Below are 22,088 nucleotides of genomic sequence, written 5' to 3'. Positions count from 1 at the left end.
GATGTTCAGAGATTTAGATATCGCGACCTGTTCGCCTGTAATAATATTGTAACAATTAATAAGTTTCGAGCACTTTCAGCTTATTCCTTGAATTGATTTTCAGGGAAGCGAACGTGAATTTATAACAAATATACCCCGCAGCCATGAGCGAGCCGCCGATGACGAGGGTGGAAGTGTCTGTTGTGTAGCGTTTATTGTCGACGCCCTTGTTAAAGAAATCGGCGCCGATGAAGATCAAACCGGCCAGCGGAAGCAAGGGAGCCGCCTGCGAAATGAATGGAATCCTTCTGGAAACCTTCATCAAGCGAATATCTTCGAGCAAAATCCTCTGGTAATCCATCCGCCCAACGGCTTCGTTCACCACGCCGATCGTGAAGGCTGAATCATCCACCGAAGCGATCGTCTCGTTAAAGCGGATCGTTTCATTCTTCATCCGGAACCTGATATTGTCCCCCGGAAAGAACCTGTATCTGTGAAAGCCGCCGATGAAAGGAGAAGCGTCAAGTACCAGATATTTTTGTCCTGGTGTGGCGATTACCCGGCTGCTGCTGCCCTGTTTCAGAAAGAGTTCTTCGCTGGAAAGGGTTTTTTTTGGGTCATAATGGTCTTGCGACCATGCTTTGATATTCCCCAGGAACAGCAAAACGACAATGGGAAGGAGTAGTCTCATAGTACTAAAAGAATGGTTCAAATATAGGGAATCATTCTCTTAAACGGGCACTAATGTTGCATTGTTGCGTATTAAAAACGGGTTAAACTAGTCGTCCTCAGCCGTTTCTTCCTTCGAAACCTTCACGGAGACACCACCGGATACAAGCATTTTCATCACGTCCGTCGCCTTGGCGTCGACCGGCGTTACATGCTCGGCCGGAACGATGAAAAGTTCGCCCGAGAGGGAGTAGGAGAGCGGCATATACACCGCCACATGGTCGGCAATTTTGAGATGGCTCAGGTCGGTTTGCGTAATGAAGCCGATCTTTTTGATATCAGTGTCCTTGTACATGGTCACCAGCACCGGCTGGTTGAACTTCTTTTTATCCCCCACAAAAGCCAGAATGAGGTCTTTGATTGAGTAGTAGATCAAACTCACCAGCGGAAGACGGCGCATAATGCTTTCGGTGAACTTGAAAAAGGACTGCGGGACGATCGTCGAGAAGAAGAAACCGAGCAGGATAATGCCAAAAATGATGATCAGTACACCAAGGCCGGGAAGGTAAAGTGTTTGCTGATTGGAAATGTTTACTTCAATGGGAAGGATATTGTCGAGGTATTCGACGCCCGTCCAAATAATAAGGAGGGTCGCATATAGCGGCGCCACCAGCACAAGTCCCCGGATGAAGTAGCTGATGATGCGTTTGAGGAATGAGTTTTTAATTTCCATATTTGCACGCCGGGCGCAGACGGCTAGTTGCGGCACGCAGGTGCGCTGTTTGGCGGTAGGGCAAAATTAGCAAGAAGTTCATTATTTGACGTATATGTATCAGGCCAGTTATTTAAAACATTTTACTGAACAGGTTTTTCTGTCAATAGGATGTTCGCAGGAAGAGGCCCGGCTGGCTTCCGAAGTGTTGGTCAGCGCGGATTTGCGCGGAGTGGATTCCCACGGCATTGCCCGTTTGGCTGGTTATGTAAGGCTTTACGACCACGGCCGTTTGAACCCAAAACCGAATGTGACCATCGCCTACGAAACCCCGAGTACCGCGGTAGTGGATGGTGATCGCGGGCTAGGATTGGTAGTGGCGCCGAAAGCCATGGAGATTGCCATGGAAAAAGCGGAGAAAGTAGGCTCGGGTTGGGTCTCGGTCAGAAATTCAAACCACTTCGGTATTGCAGGCTATCATGCGATGCTTGCATTGCAAAAGGATATGATCGGTTGGACGATGACGAATGCGGCCCCGCTTGTTACACCAACCTTCTCGCTGGATAAATTATTAGGTACAAATCCCATAGCCGTTGCGGTACCCGCATTGACAGAGCCTGCCTTTGTGGCAGACTTCGCATCGACGGCAGTAGCTTACGGTAAATTTGAAATATTGCAAAGAAAAGGCCTTCCTGCGCCACTAGGCTGGGCACAGGATGCCGATGGTAACCCTACGACGGATTCCAATGCAGTGAAAAGCGGGGGGGGATTGTTGCCACTCGGCTCCGATCGCGAGCATGGGAGTCACAAAGGGTATGGCCTCGGAGCGATAGTCGATATTTTTTCGGGAGTGCTTTCCGGTGCTAACTTTGGCCCTTGGGTGCCGCCATTTGCGACCGCCGGATTTATGGGCGTGCAGCAAAGTGTGGGGCTCGGTACGGGGCATTTCCTGGGTGCGATGCGTGTGGATGGTTTCCGTCCCGCCGATGAATTTAAGGCAGATATGGATAAATGGATCGGTGCATTCCGCAATGCACGAGCGGTGGATGGCGAGAAAGTACTCATCCCCGGAGATCCTGAAAGAGAAATGGAAGCTGAGCGCGGCGTGAATGGCATCAAACTACTCGAACCGGTAGTTTTGTCACTCGATGAGCTCGCAAAGCGTTTCGGCATACCATTTGAAATCAATTTGTAAAAAGAAAACAAAAAGCCGACGGCCGACCGCCCAAAAAATTATGTCGCGTAACTTTAAAGTAGGATTGTTTGTCACGATCGCGATCCTCACCACCACATTCTCCTTCTACTTCTGGCAGATCTTCCGGACGCCGAATTTACAGGTCGATAAAAAATCGAGCTTCGTGTTGCTCGTGCCGGAAAACGCTACCTATAAGACGGTGCTGGATTCATTGAACAGATATGAGGTAATCAACGATCATATTTCGTTTCAGTTTCTGGCCAAATTTTTGAAATACACGGAAAAAGTGAAGCCCGGCCGGTATGTGATCAAACCCGAGAGTAATAACTACGAGGTGATTAAAAAGCTTTCATCGGGCAATCAGGATGCTGTGAAGCTGACATTCAACAATATCCGCCTGAAAGAAGACCTCATCAAACGCATCGGTGCCCGCTTCGAGTTTGGAGAAGACAGTTTCCGCAAAGCATTGAACGACCCGGCAGTTTGTAACAAATATGGTCTCGATACATTGACGATCGTATCGATGTTCCTGCCCAATACCTACGAAATCTACTGGACTACGGGTACTGAGAAATTTCTCGACCGCATGCACAGCGAGTACAAGAAGTATTGGTCCGACGAAAAAATCGCAAAGGCTAAGGAAATTGGACTGACGCCCGTTCAGGTTTCGATTCTGGCTTCGATTGTAGAAGAGGAGCAGGCCAAAAAGGTAGATGAGCGTCCGCGCGTGGCGGGTTTATATATCAACCGCCTGCATGCCAATATGCCGCTGCAAGCTGACCCGACCATCAAATTTGCATTGCAGGATTTCGCTATCAAGAGGATTCTCAACCAGCAGCTCATGATCAAATCACCTTATAATACCTACATTAACACAGGCTTGCCTCCCGGCCCGATTCGTGTGGCGGATTTTAACTCGCTGGACGCGGTATTGAATTACGAGAAACACGATTATACCTATATGTGTGCCAAGGCCGATCTGTCGGGTTATCACGCTTTTGCCACCAATTATTCCGACCACCTCAACAATGCGCGTCTTTATCAGGCAGAGTTGAACCGGTTGAAAATCATGAAGTAAGGATGTTTGTTCACGAAGTTAAGGGCATCAGGGTGCGGTATGCCGATACCGACCAGATGGGTTATGTATATTACGGAAACTATGCGCGGTATTACGAAATCGGCAGGGTAGAGGCATTGCGCAGTTTGGATTTTCATTACAAAGCGATGGAAGATTCGGGTGTGATGATGCCGGTTTACGAATGCCACTATAAATATTTGAAGCCGGCCCGGTACGACGACGAGCTGCATATTCTTGTTAAAATCGAGGAATTACCCGGTGTACGCATCCGCTTTGCTTACGAAATCCGCAATCAGGAACGCGTTTTGCTCAATACCGGGGATACAACATTGGTTTTTCAGCGGATGGATACGGGCAAATTGTGCCCGGCACCCGATAAGCTGCTCGAAAAACTGAAACCCTATTTTGAACCAAAGGGATAACAAGCGGCCGGTTATGCTTGAAAAACTGCTGAGAAACCGCCACATCAAGCGCATTATCATCTGGTTACAGCAAACCATGCTGTTCCGGGGAACGGTGTCGTTGTACGACATTATACTGAACCTCGTCCACAGCAACGAGAAACATGAGATCGACCAGCGGGCTTCCGCGGTGGCTTACAGCCTCACATTGGCTGCCTTTCCGGGGATAATCTTCCTTTTTACCCTCATTCCCTACATCCCGATTGAAAACCTGGATCAACTGATCCTCGAAATGTTACGTGACAATATGCCGCGTGGTACTTTCGAAGCGACCGATCAGACGATCCTGGACATTGTGAGCCGCCCGCGCTCGGGGGTACTTTCGCTCGGTTTTATTTTCGCGATGATCGCTTCTACAAATGGCATGATGTCACTCATGCGGGCATTCGATATGGTGTATGACGATACCGAAACCCGCGGTTTTCTGGCGATTCGTGGCATTGCGATGATGCTCACACTGCTACTGATCGCAGTGCTTTTTCTTTCAGTCGTTTTGCTGATCGTCGGTGACGCCGTGATGAATATTGTCGGCGACTGGCACATTATCCGCGACAACTGGCTCATCGCATTGCTTAATATTACCCGTTACCTCATCAGCTTTGGCTCGCTGATGCTGACGATCTCGATTATCTACCGGTTCGCTCCTTCGCACGGGCGCCAGTTCACGTTCCTGAATGCGGGCTCGGTGATCGCCTCCATTCTTATCCTCGCGGCCACTTACGGGTTTTCGTTCTACCTGTCGCGGTTCAGTTCCTACAATAAGCTTTACGGGTCCATCGGTACGATGATCGCGCTGATGATCTGGATCTATCTGCTTGCTTTTGTAATTATTCTGGGTTTTGAAATCAACGCGAGCATCAGCCGGGCGCGGAGCCGCGTGACTTCGAAGCGCGTTGTAAAGCGGTGATTTGCCGGATAATAACATTATCGGCATCTCCGGTTTGTTGTTGGTAATTTTGTGCTGCGGTGCCCTTTTCCCCTCCGAATCTACCACCGTAAATGAAGGGACCGCTTGGAGCGCACATCATGACAAACACAGAAAAGCCACTCGTTACAGTTATCCTGACGGCATATAATCAGGAAAAGTACATCGAGGAAGCATTGACTTCCGTTTTTTACCAGACTTACCCTTACATTCAGCTGATCGTTGTCGACAATGCAAGCAAGGACAATACGCTGGGTGTTATCGAAAGTTTTAAAGGGAAAGCACCTGCCTTTCAGGTAATCCGCAACCGCCATAATCTGGGCCTTTGCCGCGCATTCAATCAGGCGTTGTCGATCGCGCAAGGAAAGTATGTTATTGACCTTTCTGGCGACGACGTGATGATCGCCGACCGCATCGAGAAGCAGGTTGAAGCATTTGAAGCCCTTTCGGAGAGCTACGCCGTCGTGTTTACCAATGCGCGCTATATCGGGAAGGCCGGCCAGCAGCTGCACAACCACTACGAAACCAATAGCAAAGGCAAAGCGACCTGCCCGGTCCCGTCGGGCGACGTTTACAAAAATATCCTCGAACGCTACTTCATTTGCACGCCTACGATGATGATGCGGACAGCCGCATTACAGCAGCTGGGCGGCTACGACGAAACCCTCGCATTCGAGGATTTTGACTTCTGGGTTCGCTCGTCGGTCCGTTTTAAATACTTCTACCTCGACGAGATCCTGACCAAAAAGCGCGTACTGAAAACTTCGCTTTCAACCGGTGTTTACAAAAAGGGGAGTGGAATGTTGCAATCCTACTATGCCGTGTGCAATAAAGCTTACGACCTCAACCGCGATCAAAAGGAATTCGATCTTTTGGCGGCGCGCATACGTACATTTATCCGAAAATGTCTGTACGCACAGGAGTTCGAGCTGGCTGTGCGGTTTCGCCGGTTATTGAACTATATTGAGAATCCCGGCCTGCGGACAGAGCTGGTTGTTCTGATGTGCAGGCTGCATTTGCCGGTGAATTTCGCTTACAGGTTCTACATCGAAAACTTAAAAAAAATGACGCCGCAGGAAGGATTTGCATTTTGATTTTGTTAACTCAAAAAGTAAAAATTCCTGTATGCCTGCTGAGTTTGTTAAAATTTATCCTCAAAACCCTGACGAGCGACGCGTCCGTCAGGTGGTAGACTGCCTTCGAAATGGTGGTTTGGTGATTTATCCGACCGATACGGTTTACGGTCTTGGCTGCGATATTTACAATACACGCGCAGTCGAAAAAATAGCGCGTATCAAGGGCATTAAGCCGCAGAAAAATGACTTTTCATTTATCTGCTACGACCTCAGCCACATTTCCGACTTTGCGAGAGTGGGCAACACGGCATTTAAAACCATGAAAAGGGTGCTGCCAGGGCCTTATACCTTTATCCTGGAAGCGACCAGCAATGTTCCGAAGTTGTTGAATACCAACAAAAAAACGGTCGGAATCAGGGTGCCAGACAACCTTATCCCCCGTTTGATCGTAAAAGAGTTAGGGAACCCCATCGTGACGACTTCCATTCGCGACGACGACGAGATCATCGAGTATTCAACAGACCCCGAGCTGATCTTCGAGAAATTTCAGCACCAGGTGGATATGGTGGTTGATGGGGGATATGGAGGCAATGTTGCGTCGACCATTGTGAAGGCCGACGGGGATGATTTCGAGATCATCCGGGAGGGACTGGGCGACGTCAGTATCTTCCTTTGAGATCAAAAATTGTAATGATTTAAGTTGCTGTTGAACATTGTTGACCGTACAAAATAATTATTATAAATTTTTTGATAATATCATAAGCCTTTACCATATTTGATAGTGTCGGAATTTTTGATTAAAGAGGGTCAGTCCACGAAAGTGCGGATTGAATTGCAGTATCTGCCTTGTTTAGCGTATTTTACTTGTATTTTAAAGTACGACCGGATCTACATCGATATTGAGGAGAGGTATGTGAAGCAGACTTACAGAAATCGCTGCGATGTGCTCACTACCAATAAAATAGATACGCTGACGGTCCCTGTAAAAGGATACGAGCCAGCGAGCTCCACGAAAGATATTCTGATCGACTACAACCAGGATTGGACGAGGCGCCATCTGGGTTGCCTGCAGTCAGCCTACGGGAAGTCCCCTTTTTACGAGTACTACGCCCATGAATTTAAGCGTGTTTACGAAAAGAAGCTGGCATACCTCGTCGATTTGAACTATGAATTGTTGACAATTTGTCTTAGATTGACTGGTATTAAAAAGGACATTCAGTACAATTTGTCAGGTGAAATAATTAGTGAAAAGGCAGTAGCGAATGATATTTCGCTAATAAACAACAGGAAACAGCCGAATTCGCATAAATATTACAGCCCTGCGCCTTATTACCAGACCTTCGGGAATGATTTTGTGGGGAATCTGAGTATAGTTGATTTACTGTTTAATATGGGGCCGGAAGCAAAAAGTGTTTTGTTAAGATCCTGTAAGTCTCAATAGAGCTATTTTGAACAAACGGGGATCAAGTAGCGTTTAGAATACATAAACACTTTTTATTGCTACACAATGGAAGCAAAATTTTCGAATAGAGTGAAAGAGGTAATCTCAATGAGCCGGGAAGAAGCCCTCCGCCTGGGTCACGATTACATTGGTGCAGAACACTTGTTATTAGGAATGATCCGTGAGGGAGATGGTGTAGCCATTGGGTTGCTGAAAAAACTCGGCGTGTCGCTGGACGATGTGCGCCAGACGATCGAGCAGGCAACTAAAGGTGCAGCCACCAACAACGTTAAAAATTTACAGAATATCCCTCTGACGAGGCAGTCGGAGAAGGTATTGAAGATTACATATCTGGAAGCCAAAATTTTCAAAAGCACGCTCATCGGCACCGAGCATTTGCTTCTTTCGATATTGCGTGATGAAGACAATGTAGGTACCCAGATATTGCACAAGTTCAATGTTAACTACGAAGTCATCAAGGAAATGTTAGAATATCAATCATCCGGATCCAGACCTCATATGGGGCCGGAGACCGAAGACGGGGATGATGAAGCCAGAGGTGGAATGTTTGGAGGCGGTAGTGGCTCTTCTTCCGGTAAAGAATCTAAAGGTGCTGAAAAATCCCGTACACCTGTCCTGGATAACTTTGGAAGGGATTTGACCAAAATGGCGGAAGTAGGTAAGCTCGACCCGATCGTCGGACGTGAGAAAGAGATCGAACGCGTAGCCCAGATCCTTAGCCGTCGTAAAAAGAATAACCCGATCCTGATCGGTGAGCCTGGTGTTGGTAAAACAGCCATTGCGGAAGGTCTCGCATTGCGGATTGTTCAGAAAAAAGTATCCCGTGTGCTTTTCGGTAAGCGCGTTGTTACGCTCGACCTTGCTTCACTCGTAGCCGGTACCAAATACCGCGGCCAGTTTGAAGAAAGAATGAAGGCAGTCATGAACGAACTGGAAAAATCACCGGATGTGATCCTCTTCATCGATGAGCTCCACACAATCGTGGGCGCAGGTGGTGCATCAGGTTCGTTGGACGCTTCAAACATGTTCAAACCGGCATTGTCACGCGGAGAAATCCAATGTATCGGAGCTACCACGTTGGATGAATACCGCCAGTACATCGAGAAAGACGGCGCATTGGCCCGTCGTTTCCAGATGGTGATGGTGGATGCGACTTCGATCGAAGAGACTATCCAGATCCTGACGAATATCAAGGACAAATACGAAGATCACCACCATGTGAATTATACGCCGGAGGCGATTAGCACAGCGGTGAAACTTTCTGAAAGATATATCACAGACCGCTTCCTGCCTGATAAGGCCATCGACGTACTCGATGAAGTAGGTGCGCGCGTGCATATCAGCAACATTACCGTTCCGGAGGATATCCTGGTACTCGAAGAACAGATCGAGAACATCAAGCAGGAGAAAAACCGGGTCGTAAAAAGCCAGAAATACGAAGAGGCTGCCCAATTGAGAGACCGTGAGAAAAAACTGATCGATCAACTGGAAAGAGCTAAACTCGCATGGGAAGAGGAAACCAAACAGAAACGTTATACCGTCACCGAGCATAATGTAGCTGAGGTAGTTGCGATGATGACGGGTATTCCTGTGACGAACGTCTCGATGGACGAAGGCAAGAAATTGCTGAACATGGCCGACGAGCTGAAAGCGAAAGTTATTGGTCAGGACCCGCCGATCGAGAAACTGGTAAAAGCGATCCAGCGTACCCGTGTGGGCTTGAAAGATCCTAAGAAACCCATCGGTTCATTCATTTTCCTTGGACCAACCGGTGTAGGTAAAACAGAGCTTGCGAAGGTGTTGTCGACTTACCTGTTCGATAAAGACGACTCGCTGGTACGTATCGATATGAGCGAATACATGGAGAAATTCAGCGTATCGCGTTTGGTGGGAGCTCCTCCGGGATATGTGGGCTACGAAGAAGGTGGCCAGCTGACCGAGAAAATCCGCCGCAAACCGTACAGCGTCGTATTGCTCGACGAGATCGAAAAAGCGCACCCGGATGTGTTCAATATTCTGTTGCAAGTGCTCGACGACGGTATTCTGACGGACGGTCTGGGCAGAAGAGTCGATTTCAGAAATACCATCATCATTATGACTTCGAATATCGGGGCGCGTGATTTGAAGGATTTCGGAACGGGGATCGGGTTCTCTACCAAGGCAAGAGCCGACAACCAGGACGATATTATGAAAGGCACCATCCAGAGTGCATTGCGTAAAGCATTCTCTCCGGAGTTCCTGAACCGTCTCGACGATGTGATCGTGTTCAACTCGCTGCAACGCGAAGACCTGCACCGCATCATCGACATTTCACTGGGCAAGTTGTTCAGCCGCGTGAAAGGTCTGGGTTATGAAATTGAATTGACAGTAGCTGCGAAGGATTTCTTGTCCGAAAAAGGTTACGACCCGCAATACGGAGCGCGTCCTTTGAACCGGGCGATCCAGAAGTACCTGGAAGATCCCGTAGCAGAAGAAATATTGAAAGGCGACCTGCGCGAAGGCGATGTATTGGTTGCTGATCATGAAGAAAAGAGTGAACAACTCGTTATCAGTGTTCGCAAAAAAGAAGAAGAGCTCGCGAACTAGATTTGCATCGCTCCGAAAGCACTAAGTAGCTGGAAAGGCAGGTCATCCGACCTGCCTTTTTTTGTTTATATTTAGCCATCGAAAATTCGTATAGCTAATGAGACCAACCTGGAAAAGCACACTATTGGGTGTAACGCTCACTCTTGCAGCAAGTAATAGCATCCTGTTTGCGCAGAAACTACCCTCAGGTCCTCAGGTCCTCACGTTTTACTCAGACGCCGACGATACCGAGCAACCTTACGGCCTCTATCTTCCCGAGAATTTCGACGAAAGCAAGAAGTATCCGCTTGTGATCATGCTCCATGGAGCCGGCTCCAACCACCGGCTCGATCTCCGAAGGGTATTTGGGAAAAGCAATGCAGAAGGCGAAACCGACGTGGAGGCTTCACGTTATTTTCCGAAATGGGATAATGTGGAATACATTGTTGCGTCGCCTTACGCACGCGGAACGGCCGGTTACCAGGGCATTCCCGAGCAGGATGTTTACGACGTGCTGGCCGATGTTAAAAAGCGCTTTAAAATCGATGAGGACAGGACCTTTCTGACCGGGTTATCGATGGGCGGAGGCGGAACGCTCTGGCTGGGCCTCACACGCCCGGATATATGGGCGGCTATTGCACCCGTGTGCCCCGCACCGCCCGCGGGTACGTTCGACCTTGTAACCAATGCAACCAACTTCCCGGTTCATTTCTTCCATGGCGATGCCGATCCGGTTGTCCCGGTGGCGGGTACGCAGAAATGGGTGAGCCATTTGCAGGATTTGGGTGCGGAAGTGAGTTATAAGGAGTTCGTCGATGTGAAGCACGATAGTTGGGTAAATGCATATGACAGTGAATATATTTTCCAATGGTTCGATGACTACAAGCGGAACCCGTACCCGGACCGTGTGCGCTTCGTAACCAGGCAGTATAAATATGATAAGGCATTCTGGGTGAGGTTCAACAGGTTTGCTTACGGCAAGCTCGCTGAAATTGATGCGAAGTTTACAAAAGAAAATGCATTGGAGATCACTACAAAAAATCTTGAAAAGTTTACCCTTAACCTCAAGAGCCATCCCAAATTCAAAGCCGGGACTGCATTGAGCCTTAAAATTGACGGGTCGAATGTGAATGCGAAGGCTGATAGCGTGTTAACATTGTTCCGCGAGTCGGCCGGTGGCAAATGGGCTGTGGAGGGGGCGACAATCATGTCCATTTATACCGGTAAGGAAAAGGGTGCCGAAGGGCCGATCTTTGCTGCATTTTCATCGCGCCATGTATATGTGTATGGAACTGCGGACAATCCTTCACCTGAGGAACTTAAAAAGCGGATCGATATAGCTACACAAGCAGCAAACTGGTCGCAATACCGTGGCGAGTTTCTCGGTCGGGTAATGTTCTTCCCACGCGTGTTGGCGGACAAGGAAGTGCGGCCAAGCGATATTGAAAGTTCTAACCTCATACTGTTTGGTACGAAAGAAAGCAATGCATTGGTCGGCAAATATGCTGATCAGCTTCCTGTGCATTTAAAGAAAGGCGACACCGCGCACGGACTCTTTTATGTTGTCCCGATGGCAGGGCATTATGTAGCGGTAAGTTCAGGTTTGCCGTGGTGGGCCGGTATGAAGGACGAAGGCTTTCCGTTCGTGCCAGTCATGCACCGTAAGCTTTCCGAATTTAAAGACATTATATTTTTCAAAGATTCTTCGGTCAATCTGCTGATCGATAATCATTTCACAGAAAACTGGAAGCTGGACGAGGATACCAAACGCAAGCTTTCAGCGTCTGGCGCCGTTGATATTACCCCGTAGTTTATTTTTTACTTTTCTGAATACAAACCCATGGATTACAACGAAAAGATTTCCCGGAAATCGTTCCTCAAAGCCAGCGCATTTGCATTGGCAGTGCCCATGTTCTCGAAACTGAACCTGGATGTTAAAGCTCCCTCGCCAATCGGTTTGCAACTGTACACGCTTCGTAATGAAATATCCAAAGACCTTCTTGGCACGCTTAAAAAGGTGTCGGCGATCGGTTATAAGGAAGTGGAGCTTTACGGCTACTCCGACGGCAAGTTCTTCGGCAAAACGGCTAAGGAGTTCAAGAAAATCCTCGGCGACCTGGGTCTGAACCCGGTGAGCGGCCATTATGGCGCCGGTGTGGAGAACAAAACGGCCAAAGGCACATTGAGCAACGGCTGGCAGAAGGCTGTCGACGACGCGGCAGAGCTGGGCCAGAAATACGTGAACTGCGCTTACCTGACCGAGGCTGAACGCAAGACGATCGATCAGTATAAAGGTTATGTTGACCTGTTCAATAAGTCAGGTGAAGTGGCGAAGAAGGCGGGCCTCCAATTCGGCTATCACAACCATGATTTTGAGTTCAAGAAGATCGACGGGCAACTTCCTTACGACCTTATCGCCGGCAAAACCGACCCGAAACTTGTGAAGCTGGAACTGGATTTGTACTGGGTGGCCAAAGCAGGCCTCGATCCGGTCGCATTGTTCAAGAAGTATCCGGGCCGTTTCCCGCTTTGGCACGTGAAGGATATGGACAAGAAGGATGGTTCGTTTGCCGAGGTAGGAACGGGTTCGATCGATTTCAAAAAGATCTTCGCTAACCGCAAATTGGCGGGCATGACGCATTTCTTCGTCGAGCAGGACGTGGCGAAAGTACCGCCGGTGCAGGCTATCGAGACGAGCTACAAGAATGTTGTGAAGATGAAAGTCTAGCATAAAAAAAGACCCGGCCGCATAGCAGCCGGGTCTTCCAAATTATGCAGATAAAAATTTCAGTTTACTAACTGTAATTTAAGTTCGTTCAAACGGCTGCGCAGCGAAGCGTCGATCTGGCGGTCGCCCACTGTCAACACATATCCGCCGATCAAAGCATTGTCTACTTTTTCGGCAAGCTGAACCGTTTTTCCGGTTGCTTTGGCAACAATATCGGTGAATTGTTTACGAAGTTCGTCGGTCAGCGGGGTAGGGGTTACCACCGTGGCTTTTTCGATTCCCATGTAAACGTTATAGGCTTTAATGAATTCTACCGCGATTTCGTCGAGGATTGCTTCCCGGTTCTTCTTGGTAATGATATCGAATATCGCGAATGAAACAGGGCTTACACGCTCTTTGAAAAGGGCTTTCAGAATGCCTGATTTCTTCTCGTGACGCACCACCGGGCTTTTCAATGCAAGCATCAGGCCTCGGTTCTTGTCTGCTGTGTCTTTGAACAGCAGCATGTCCTGATAAACAGCTTCCAGAACGTTCTGTTCTTTAGCCAGCTCGATCAGCGATTTTGCATATCTGGATGCTACAATACTTACTGACATCGGAATTAGATTTTAAATGCTGATTAGTTAAGACGCGCGGATGAAGCAAGATCAGCGATCAGTTTTTCCTGCGCTACCTTGTCAGACAATTCACGGTGCAATACTTTCTCAGCGATTTCCAATGAAAGCGTAGCAACTTCTTTCCTGATTTTGCTCACTGCCACGGCTTGTTCGTTGCGGATGGTTTCGCGAGCGCTTTCGATCATTTTTTGTCCTTCGATAGCCGCTCTGTCCTTGGACTCCGCGATGTTTCTGTCAGCTGCGTCTTTCGCGTCACGAAGGATCTGGTCGCGGATTGCATTGGCTTCTGCGATCAGTTTTTCGTTGTCCGACTTCAATTGTGCCATTTCAGCACGGGTTCTTTCTGCGAGGTCAAGCGCACCCTGGATTTCGTTTTCACGGTCTTTCAGACCTTTCAGGATAGGTTTCCAGGCAAATTTGGCCAGAATGAAAACTACCAGTAAAAATACTACCAGCATCCAGAAAATAAGGCCTGGGTTTGGAGTAAGCAATGACATAGTTAAATGAGTTTTTGAGTGTAAGAATGATCTTAATCGGCTCTCTTCTTATTAAAATTTCGTGGAAGCCTAATGCTCCCACGAGAATGTTTTTGCACCGCGTCCGGGCCTAGCGCACCGGGGCAGCGTTTCCCTTTCGGGGAGCTATTAAAGCTTGAAAGAGATAAGCAGACAGATAACCGCTGCGAAAAGCGCTACCGCTTCGATAAGTGCCGCGATGATAAGCATGGCAGTCTGGATTGCACCAGCAGCTTCTGGTTGACGGGCGATACCTTCAACAGCGCTACCACCGATTTTACCAATACCAAGACCTGCACCGATAGCAGCAAGACCTGCGCCGATAGCAGCACCGAAAACTGCAAGACCTGCACCACCTTGTTCAGCAGCTTGAAGCAAAATTTGAAGCAACATAATTGTGTTTGTTTTAAATATAATTAATAAAAAAGAGATTCAGAATCAATGTCCGTGATCGGCGTGGCCGTGCTCTTCGATAGCACTTCCGATGTACATGGACGACAATAGTGTGAAGATAAATGCCTGAATGAATGCTACCATGATCTCAATGAAGTTCAGGAACAAAGCGAACAGGGAGATTACCGGGGCGATCACGATGCTTTGGAAAATAAAGATCAGACCGAACAAGCTCAGAAGGATAATGTGACCTGCTGTGATGTTGGCGAACAACCGGACCATCAAGGAGAATGGCTTCATGAACACACCTACGATTTCAACGGGGATCATGATCAGCAACAACGGAACAGGCACGCCCGGAGGGCTCAAAAGGTGCTTATAATAGTTGCCATTCGCATTCAGGTGAACTACGATGAAGGTCAACACTGCCAAGGTCATGGTTACCGCGATGTTACCGGTCAGGTTGGCCGATCCCGGAAGCAGACCCATGATGTTGTTGATAAGAATAAAGAAGAACAACGTAAGCAGGTAAGGCAGGTATTTTTCGTATTTCGGCCCTACGTTTGGTTTCACAACCTCGTCGCGGATGAAAAGGATGATCACCTCCATGGCGGAGTTGAAACCTTTCGGCGCTTTGCCCTTGCTGTTTTTGTACCAGCTGGCGATACTTGTGAAAACGAGAATGAGGATCAGGGCGCTCAGCAGCATGGAGGCTACGTTCTTGGTAATCGAGAAGTCGTATACTTTACGTGCTTCGTCAACCGGAACGATTTGCTCCGAATCACCGTGCACCAGATGGTAGCCGTTATATTCGTGATGTTCGTTATGGAAGTTGGAAGACATGAAAACCTCGATACCGCGGTCTTCCGAATAAAGGATCACGGGAAGGGGAAGCGAAACACCGTGCGAGAATTCCCATTCGTGAGAATCTGCAATGTGGTGCATGATCATCTCACCGATATTGAACTTCGCTTCATGCTCTTCAAGCTTATGTTCAATTTTATGCTCTTCCTCATTCACCGCCTGGGCCACCTTTCCGGCATCGTGCTGGGTAGGTTCGTCGGCGCGGGCCGGGAGGTTAAAAACGCATGTTGCCGCTATAAGGGCGATAGTAAAAAACCGTCTCAGATGGGTATACATAAATGCTTGAAATACTATGCTTTGTCAATCGCGGCGCAAGTTACGATACAAACCATATATTTCAAAGCATGTATAAAATAAATAGAGTGCAAAAAAGTTGATAACGAATAGGAATGAATCAGTTAGCCCTCTATACAAAAACAGACCGATGAAAATGATGCTCAGAATAATGCGTGCAACGATGCTGGAAATGTAAAATGTGACAAATTTCTCACGCTTGTTCCGCATTCCAAACTCCATGAGCCGGTGGACCATAAAAGCCAGTCCGAAAAAGAATACGAGAATGTACCATATATAAGGATGCAGGAAAGAATCCGCGTGAAATCTTTGAGCAAGGAAAAATACAATTCCGAGCAAAATGGTTGCGATCAGGGTACGTAACATGCCGGGGTGCCGGGGGCGGGGATTATTGCTTGGTAAAACTTCTTATCAAAAGGTATAGCGACGCTCCGATGGAGGTCAGCGAGAGCACGAGCGTCCATACCGGGACCTTGTTCTGCTGCCACTCGTCGAGCTTATAGCCGCCGTAAGTGAACACCAATATAGTGCCCAGCATTTGCATCGCCATCCCCGAGTATTTCAGAAAGCGCGATGACTGGCCTTTATCCACAGGTATTTTAGGATCTCCCATAATTCAGCTGTTTCCGGTTGGATTGTAAAACTCGGTCGAAAAACTCGGTTGACTAACTCGGTCGAAGACTCGGTGAAAACAATGGTAGAATATCGTGGTAAAATTGCTTCAAATTTTGCAAATGGCAGTACCTTCGATACGTATTTATTGAAAATACCGTTTTAGGTTTGCAAACCTGACAGAAAGAGGAACACCCCATAAAGTCAATTTCGTGATCGACCGTTTAACCTTCTATACCCGACGCACATTACCGCTACTTGTCATGATCATCGTCGTGGCTGCCTGTTCGCAGTACAGTTCACGGCCCGGGGCAATCACTTTCCACAATATCGCTGCCCGGTACAATGCGTATTTCATGGCTGAGCAGAATATGGCGGATGCGGAGTTTGAGATGAGGAAGGGTTACAAAGAGAATTATAATCAGCTGCTTCCGATACTGCTTCCGATGGATTCTGTCCTCGCCCAGGCAGTGAAGCCGAAGTTACTGGACGCCATCAAAAAGGCGTCCATCGTGGCTGAAAAGCATCAGAACAGCAAATGGATTGACAATAGCTATATTCTTTTGGGCAAAGCCAGGTTATACCTCGGACAATGGGCCGACGGGCTGGAAGCGCTGCGTTACGTATATGCCAACGGGCGCGACGACGACGACAAGAATAATGCGCTGATCCTGCTTATGCGGGCCTACATCGAGCACAAGGACTATTCCAATGCATTAGGTGTGGCAGAATACCTGAGCCAGCAGCCGTTGAACAAAACTTCGCAACGCGATTTTTACCTAACCAAAGCATACCTGCACCAGCAGAACGGGGAGTATCTCACTGCGGTGGCCATCCTGGAAGAAACATTTCCGCTTTTGAAAAAATCTACTGAAACTGCCCGCATTCATTTTGCAGCGGCACAGATGTACGATCGGTTAGGGCAATATGCGCTTGCCAACAGGCACTATAAAAGTGTAAACAAGAATAAGCCCAGCTACGACCTCGGCTTTTATTCAAGCATGAATTCATTGCAAAATGAGGTGGTGCTGAATCCGGAACGCGACCTTACCAATGTGGGCTTCGACAAAATGCTGAAAGACCGCAAAAACGACGACCTGAAAGACCACGTATTTTTTACAATGGGCTTGCTGGCGGAGCATAAAAAGCAGATTCCCGAGGCGGTAAGCTATTTGCAAAAAGCCGCCGCCGCCTCGAAGGGCAATATGCAGCAAAAGGCCTACACTTACCTGCAACTGGCGCGGATCGAGTATGAATCGCTCGAAAATTTCGAAATGTCCAAAGCTTATTACGATAGTGCATTGGCCATTCTTCCCCAGGAAGCACCCGAATACCGTCTCGTGGCCGATAGAAAACGCGCACTGGATAATTTCGTGACACAATACACAGTTGTTTCGACCGAGGATAGCCTGCAACGATTGGCTAAAATGAACCCGGCTGCATTGGACAACAAAATCGACGGGATTATCGAGGCCAAAGAGAAAAAACGGCTGGAAGAGGAAGAAAAAGCAAGAAAAGCACAAATAGCTGCCCAAAATGCAAGCTTGCAGCAAGGCGGGGGAAATCCGTTGGTAACCGGCGGCGAGCGTCGTTGGGAATTGTATGACCCGGCATTGGTCAGCAAAGGCAAAATAGACTTTAAAAGAGCGTGGGGGAACCGTCCGCTGGAAGACGACTGGCGTCGGAGTAGCCGACCACTGCGTACACTCGCGGGGAATAATGCAGCAAGTGGCACCGATAGCACCGGAGTCGCGCAAACGCAACAGGAGAATACCGGCTTGAAAAAAGGTACGCCGGAGTGGGACCAGGTGCATGCATTGCTGAAAAAAGATGTCCCGCTGTCGGATACTGCATTTGCGGTATCCCAGAAGAAGAAAGAAGACGCACTTTACAATCTCGGCAAGATCTATCGGTTCGACCTGAAAGAATCCCACCGCGCAATAGCAGCATTTGAACGAGTGCTGTCGGAATATCCCAAAACGCAGTACAAGGACGAGATCTATTACCTGCTTTTCCTGAGCAACGAAGAGAATACCGCTCAGAAAGAATCCTGGAAATCAAAGCTGCTGAGCGAATACCCGACGTCCACTTACGCGAGGCTGGTCAATAAATCCACTGATACCGGCGGCACATCCGGTAATGCCACGAAGGAATACGAGGCTGCTTATAAGCTCTATGCGGATGGCGATTATACCAAAGCGCTGGAAGACATCGAGAAAAACCTGCCGTCCTACAAAGGAAGCTCCATGGAGGATAAATTTGCATTATTACGCGTTTTTCTGATAGGAAAGGTAAGGGGTAAAGAAGCGTACGGTCAGGCCATTACGGAGTTTATGCGGCTTTATCCAACGAGTATCTACCTTCCGCGCCTGAAAGAAATGCAGGAATTCAATTCCCTGTCCATGGGCAAAAGATAATAGGCTGAAATTGTATATTTGCCTTTTCCAGTAACCTATCACCCCACATCTATGATTGAATTGCAACCCGGAAAGTATCGGCGTACCATTGTCCGTCTCTGGCGGTTTGTTGGCTTGGGACTGGGTCTGATCATATTCTACATTGTTGCCGTTAGCTTTAACTTTTTGTGGTTGTTCGGCGACATGCCGGACCTGAAAACGCTCGAAAACCCGAAGAGCGAGCTGGCATCGGAGCTTATCAGCGAGGATGGCAAGTCGTTGGGTAAGTATTTTTTCGAGAACAGGACACCCATCGACATCGCACAAATTTCCCCTAATCTGATCGATGCGCTCGTTGCGACCGAGGACGCCCGTTTTGTAAACCACTCGGGAATCGACCCGCGAAGCCTTGCGCGGGTTTTTAAAGGTGTCGTTTCGGGAAGTTCGAGCTCCGGCGGTGGCAGTACGCTCACGCAGCAGGTTGCTAAAAACCTTTTCAATACACGCTCGGAAGAGTACGAAGGACTGTTGGGCAAGATTCCGATGGTGCGCATTGTGATCGCCAAAACGAAGGAATGGGTGTTGGCGGTGGTGTTGGAAAGGAAGTATACAAAGCAGGAAATCATGCAGATGTACCTGAACACGGTCTCTTTTGGTAACAATACATATGGTATCAAAGTCGCTTCCAAAACCTATTTCGACAAAGAACCCTGGGACCTTAATGTGACCGAAGCCGCATTACTCGTGGGTATGCTGCAAAACCCGACGCTATTTAACCCATTACGCTTCCCTACCAATGCATTGAACCGAAGAAATACGGTTTTGGCGCAGATGTATAAATATGATTACATCCGCGAGGAAGATTTTAACAAATACAAAGAGAAGTCGCTGGGATTGAATTTTACGATCGACAGCCACAATACCGGCCTGGCACCCTACTTCCGAGAGTCTATGCGGGGGTACCTCAAAAGCTGGGTTAAGCTCTACAACGAAGAACACGATACCGATCTCGATCTTTATACGAGTGGTCTGCGCATTTACACGACCATCGACTCGCGTATGCAACGCTACCAGGAAACGGCATTGACCGAGCATATGAAAACGCAGCAAAAGCTGTTTGACGAGCATTGGAAAGGCCGCAACCCCTGGACTTTCGACAATGGAAAGGAAATACCGGGTTTTATCAGGACCGCGGCAAAACGCTCCCCGCACTTTATTTCCCTGAAAAGAGACCTGGGCGAGGAAGCAGCCTGGAAGATTATGAAGAAACCTTACAAAATGAAGGTTTTTACCTGGAATGGAGAGAAGGAAGTGACGATGAGCCCGCTGGATTCCATTGCCTACTACAAACGCTTCCTGCGCGCGGGCATGATGTCCATGGACCCGCGTAACGGGCACGTGAAGGCGTGGGTGGGAGGTATTAATTTTAAATATTTCAAATACGACCACGTAAAACAGGGATCGCGGCAGCCGGGTTCTACTTTTAAGCCATTCGTTTACGTTTCGGCTTTGGACAAAAACTTCCTGACCCCCTGTGACCATGTGACCGACCAGCCGGTTTACTTCGGCTTATCCGACGGTGTGCCGGGAGGATGGTCGCCGCACAATTCCAATAACAAATATTCTTACCAGTCGCTGTCGTTACGGCAGGCGTTGGGGAAATCGGTGAACACGGTGAGTGCTTACCTGATGAAAATGGTACGGCCCAAAGCCGTGGTGGAATATGCGCATAAGCTCGGTATTACTTCCAAATTGCAGGAAGTGCCTTCTCTCTGCCTGGGTATCAGCGATGTGTCGGTGTACGAAATGGTTGGCGCCTACTGCGCATTTGCGAATGGCGGCCATAGAACGGAGCCGATGACGATCCTGCGCATCGAAGACCGCTACGGTAATGTATTGCAGGAGTTCTTCCAGAAGCAAAACCAGGAGATCAGCGAAAACATGGCTTATAATATGTTGTATCTGATGCGTGGTGCGGTGGAAGATCCGGGAGGAACGGCTGGCCGCCTGCGGCAATACGGTGTGACGGAGGGTAATGAGATTGCTGCCAAGACCGGTACTACTTCGAACTACTCCGATGGGTGGTTCATGGGGATGACGCAAAACCTGGTGTCGGGTATCTGGGTAGGAGGCGAAGACCGTGCCATTCACTTTCGTACCATTGCTTACGGGCAGGGTGGGCGCATTGCGATGCCGGCCTGGGGGTTGTTTATGCAGAAAGTATACGCCGATCCAACATTGGTACAGTATCGTAAAATGCCATTTAATAAACCTGAAAATTACGTCCGGGAATGCGGTGGCGTAACAACCGATAGTACCGATACCTACATCCCGCCGTCGCGGTCCGACGACGAGGGCGTTTTATTCTGACCCACTTAGCCCTTTGCCCGTGAATATTCTCGTTGCCCCTGACAAGTTTCGCGGTTCGATGGAAGCTGCGGAAGTGTGCGACGCCGTAACAAATGGCGTCAAAAAGGCATATCCAAATGCACAAGTGACGGCGATCCCGCTGGCCGACGGCGGCGAGGGCACTTCGAAGATATTAACGCGGCAAGCCAATGGCTCGGAAGTGAGCGTAACGGTCCTGGACCCGCTGAACCGACCGATTAAAGCTACTTACGGCCTTTCAGAAGACCATCAGGTTGCATTTATCGAGATGGCCGCGGCTTCGGGCCTCGGCCTGCTGAAAACCGAAGAGCGCAATCCGCTTCGCACAAGCACATTCGGGACCGGGCAGCTCCTTGTCGATGCATTGGACCGGGGCGTGAAGAAGATTATACTCGGAATCGGCGGAAGTGCTACGACCGATGGCGGCATCGGCATGGCGGAAGCGCTTGGTTATGCATTTAAGGATGCGGAAGGGCATACATTGCTCCCGAATGGTGAATCGCTCGGGAAAATCGCGTCAATTGACACACATAATGCGGATCCGAGGCTCGCACTGGTTTCGGTAGTGGTAGCTTGTGATGTGACAAACCCCTTGTTCGGGAAAGAAGGTGCTGCATTTGTATACGGTCCGCAGAAGGGCGCCGATACTGAAATGGTTGTGCAACTTGACCATGGACTACAAACCCTCGCACACGTAGCTACGCGCGCATTCGGGCGGGACGTGAGCCTGGTAGCCGGTGCAGGCGCTGCGGGCGGGCTGGGGGCTGGTTGCATGTGGTTTCTGGATGCGGTGCTCAAAGATGGCATCAGCATTGTAATGGAGCAATGCAACATCGCTTCCCTGGTGGCCAATGCGGATTTGGTTATTACCGGTGAAGGTAAGGTGGATGAGCAGACGCTGGCCGGTAAAGTGGTGAAAGGGCTCGCCGGACTGTGCAAAAGCCATCGGGTGCCGCTGGCGGTCGTTTGCGGTACTTTGCAGATAACTGCCGAGCAAGCCAAAGATGCAGGCATGACCTATGCGGTGTCGGTGCTTAACCGCCCGATGGACCTGAATGCAGCCCAAAATGAGGCATTCCAACTCGTAAGCGACGCAACTTTTCAACTCATGCGGTTGTTTTTTTTCAATAGGGGCACAGTTAAGGCCTAAATCACAGTC

At 48.8% G+C, this 22,088-nt stretch carries 20 protein-coding genes; 13 read left to right on the top strand and 7 right to left on the bottom strand.

The window, feature by feature from the left end:
* Window positions 1–55: 55 nt before the first annotated feature.
* On the bottom strand, window positions 56–670 hold the full coding sequence (locus IEY24_RS15730) for a hypothetical protein (protein ID WP_188933725.1): 615 nt from the start codon (window positions 668–670) through the stop codon (window positions 56–58).
* 87 nt (window positions 671–757) lie between these two features.
* On the bottom strand, window positions 758–1,381 hold the full coding sequence (locus IEY24_RS15725; protein WP_188933723.1) for a DUF502 domain-containing protein: 624 nt from the start codon (window positions 1,379–1,381) through the stop codon (window positions 758–760).
* Between the two features lie 94 nt (window positions 1,382–1,475).
* On the opposite strand from IEY24_RS15725, the gene IEY24_RS15720 reads away from it, so the two are divergent.
* The 10 genes from IEY24_RS15720 (at window position 1,476) to IEY24_RS15675 (ending at window position 12,850) form a co-directional block, all read left to right on the top strand.
* On the top strand, window positions 1,476–2,555 hold the full coding sequence (locus tag IEY24_RS15720) for an Ldh family oxidoreductase (protein WP_188933721.1): 1,080 nt from the start codon (window positions 1,476–1,478) through the stop codon (window positions 2,553–2,555).
* Between the two features lie 40 nt (window positions 2,556–2,595).
* A complete protein-coding gene (mltG, locus tag IEY24_RS15715) occupies window positions 2,596–3,633 on the top strand; it encodes an endolytic transglycosylase MltG (protein WP_188933719.1) in 1,038 nt (345 codons plus the stop codon).
* A gap of 2 nt (window positions 3,634–3,635) precedes the next feature.
* The gene (locus IEY24_RS15710) at window positions 3,636–4,055 is read left to right on the top strand and encodes an acyl-CoA thioesterase (protein WP_188933717.1); all 420 of its coding nucleotides are present in this window, start codon (window positions 3,636–3,638) and stop codon (window positions 4,053–4,055) included.
* A 13-nt stretch (window positions 4,056–4,068) separates the two neighbouring features.
* Window positions 4,069–5,001, top strand: a complete 933-nt coding sequence (locus tag IEY24_RS15705; RefSeq protein ID WP_188933715.1) for a YihY/virulence factor BrkB family protein — start codon at window positions 4,069–4,071, stop codon at window positions 4,999–5,001.
* Window positions 5,002–5,120: 119 nt separating this feature from the next.
* Window positions 5,121–6,113: a glycosyltransferase family 2 protein gene (locus IEY24_RS15700; protein ID WP_188933713.1), complete on the top strand. Its 993-nt coding sequence runs from the start codon at window positions 5,121–5,123 to the stop codon at window positions 6,111–6,113.
* A 31-nt stretch (window positions 6,114–6,144) separates the two neighbouring features.
* Window positions 6,145–6,771: an L-threonylcarbamoyladenylate synthase gene (locus tag IEY24_RS15695; RefSeq protein ID WP_188933711.1), complete on the top strand. Its 627-nt coding sequence runs from the start codon at window positions 6,145–6,147 to the stop codon at window positions 6,769–6,771.
* A gap of 105 nt (window positions 6,772–6,876) precedes the next feature.
* Window positions 6,877–7,536, top strand: a complete 660-nt coding sequence (locus tag IEY24_RS15690; protein WP_229222386.1) for a WbqC family protein — start codon at window positions 6,877–6,879, stop codon at window positions 7,534–7,536.
* A 66-nt stretch (window positions 7,537–7,602) separates the two neighbouring features.
* Entirely contained in the window at window positions 7,603–10,143 is a 2,541-nt protein-coding gene (locus tag IEY24_RS15685; RefSeq protein WP_188933707.1) for an ATP-dependent Clp protease ATP-binding subunit, read from the top strand.
* Window positions 10,144–10,240: 97 nt separating this feature from the next.
* Complete coding sequence (locus IEY24_RS15680; protein WP_188933705.1) at window positions 10,241–11,932, top strand: carboxylesterase family protein; 1,692 nt, start codon at window positions 10,241–10,243, stop codon at window positions 11,930–11,932.
* A 30-nt stretch (window positions 11,933–11,962) separates the two neighbouring features.
* Window positions 11,963–12,850, top strand: coding sequence for a sugar phosphate isomerase/epimerase family protein (locus IEY24_RS15675; protein ID WP_188933703.1), 888 nt, complete (start codon window positions 11,963–11,965; stop codon window positions 12,848–12,850).
* 59 nt (window positions 12,851–12,909) lie between these two features.
* Here IEY24_RS15675 and atpH read toward each other — a convergent pair whose 3' ends face one another.
* The 5 genes from atpH to IEY24_RS15650 all read right to left on the bottom strand — a co-directional run bounded on the left by atpH (window position 12,910) and on the right by IEY24_RS15650 (window position 16,146).
* The gene (gene atpH, locus IEY24_RS15670; RefSeq protein ID WP_188933701.1) at window positions 12,910–13,446 is read right to left on the bottom strand and encodes an ATP synthase F1 subunit delta; all 537 of its coding nucleotides are present in this window, start codon (window positions 13,444–13,446) and stop codon (window positions 12,910–12,912) included.
* Window positions 13,447–13,469: 23 nt separating this feature from the next.
* Window positions 13,470–13,964 carry a F0F1 ATP synthase subunit B gene (gene atpF, locus IEY24_RS15665; protein WP_229222384.1) on the bottom strand — a complete coding sequence of 165 codons (495 nt, stop codon included), beginning with the start codon at window positions 13,962–13,964 and terminating at the stop codon, window positions 13,470–13,472.
* Between the two features lie 147 nt (window positions 13,965–14,111).
* A complete protein-coding gene (gene atpE, locus IEY24_RS15660) occupies window positions 14,112–14,375 on the bottom strand; it encodes an ATP synthase F0 subunit C (RefSeq protein WP_019942415.1) in 264 nt (87 codons plus the stop codon).
* A gap of 45 nt (window positions 14,376–14,420) precedes the next feature.
* On the bottom strand, window positions 14,421–15,515 hold the full coding sequence (atpB, locus tag IEY24_RS15655; RefSeq protein ID WP_188933699.1) for a F0F1 ATP synthase subunit A: 1,095 nt from the start codon (window positions 15,513–15,515) through the stop codon (window positions 14,421–14,423).
* A gap of 406 nt (window positions 15,516–15,921) precedes the next feature.
* The gene (locus IEY24_RS15650; RefSeq protein ID WP_188933697.1) at window positions 15,922–16,146 is read right to left on the bottom strand and encodes an AtpZ/AtpI family protein; all 225 of its coding nucleotides are present in this window, start codon (window positions 16,144–16,146) and stop codon (window positions 15,922–15,924) included.
* A 211-nt stretch (window positions 16,147–16,357) separates the two neighbouring features.
* On the opposite strand from IEY24_RS15650, the gene porW reads away from it, so the two are divergent.
* The 3 genes from porW to IEY24_RS15635 are packed head-to-tail and all read left to right on the top strand — an operon-like array spanning window position 16,358 to window position 22,079.
* The gene (porW, locus tag IEY24_RS15645) at window positions 16,358–18,562 is read left to right on the top strand and encodes a type IX secretion system periplasmic lipoprotein PorW/SprE (protein WP_188933695.1); all 2,205 of its coding nucleotides are present in this window, start codon (window positions 16,358–16,360) and stop codon (window positions 18,560–18,562) included.
* Window positions 18,563–18,613: 51 nt separating this feature from the next.
* On the top strand, window positions 18,614–20,911 hold the full coding sequence (locus IEY24_RS15640; RefSeq protein WP_188933693.1) for a transglycosylase domain-containing protein: 2,298 nt from the start codon (window positions 18,614–18,616) through the stop codon (window positions 20,909–20,911).
* A gap of 19 nt (window positions 20,912–20,930) precedes the next feature.
* Window positions 20,931–22,079: a glycerate kinase gene (locus tag IEY24_RS15635; RefSeq protein WP_188933691.1), complete on the top strand. Its 1,149-nt coding sequence runs from the start codon at window positions 20,931–20,933 to the stop codon at window positions 22,077–22,079.
* Window positions 22,080–22,088: the final 9 nt, after the last annotated feature.

It is taken from the genome of Dyadobacter endophyticus (assembly GCF_014641595.1).
Taxonomy (GTDB): domain Bacteria; phylum Bacteroidota; class Bacteroidia; order Cytophagales; family Spirosomataceae; genus Dyadobacter; species Dyadobacter endophyticus.
This window is presented reverse-complemented; position numbering and strand designations above follow the sequence as displayed.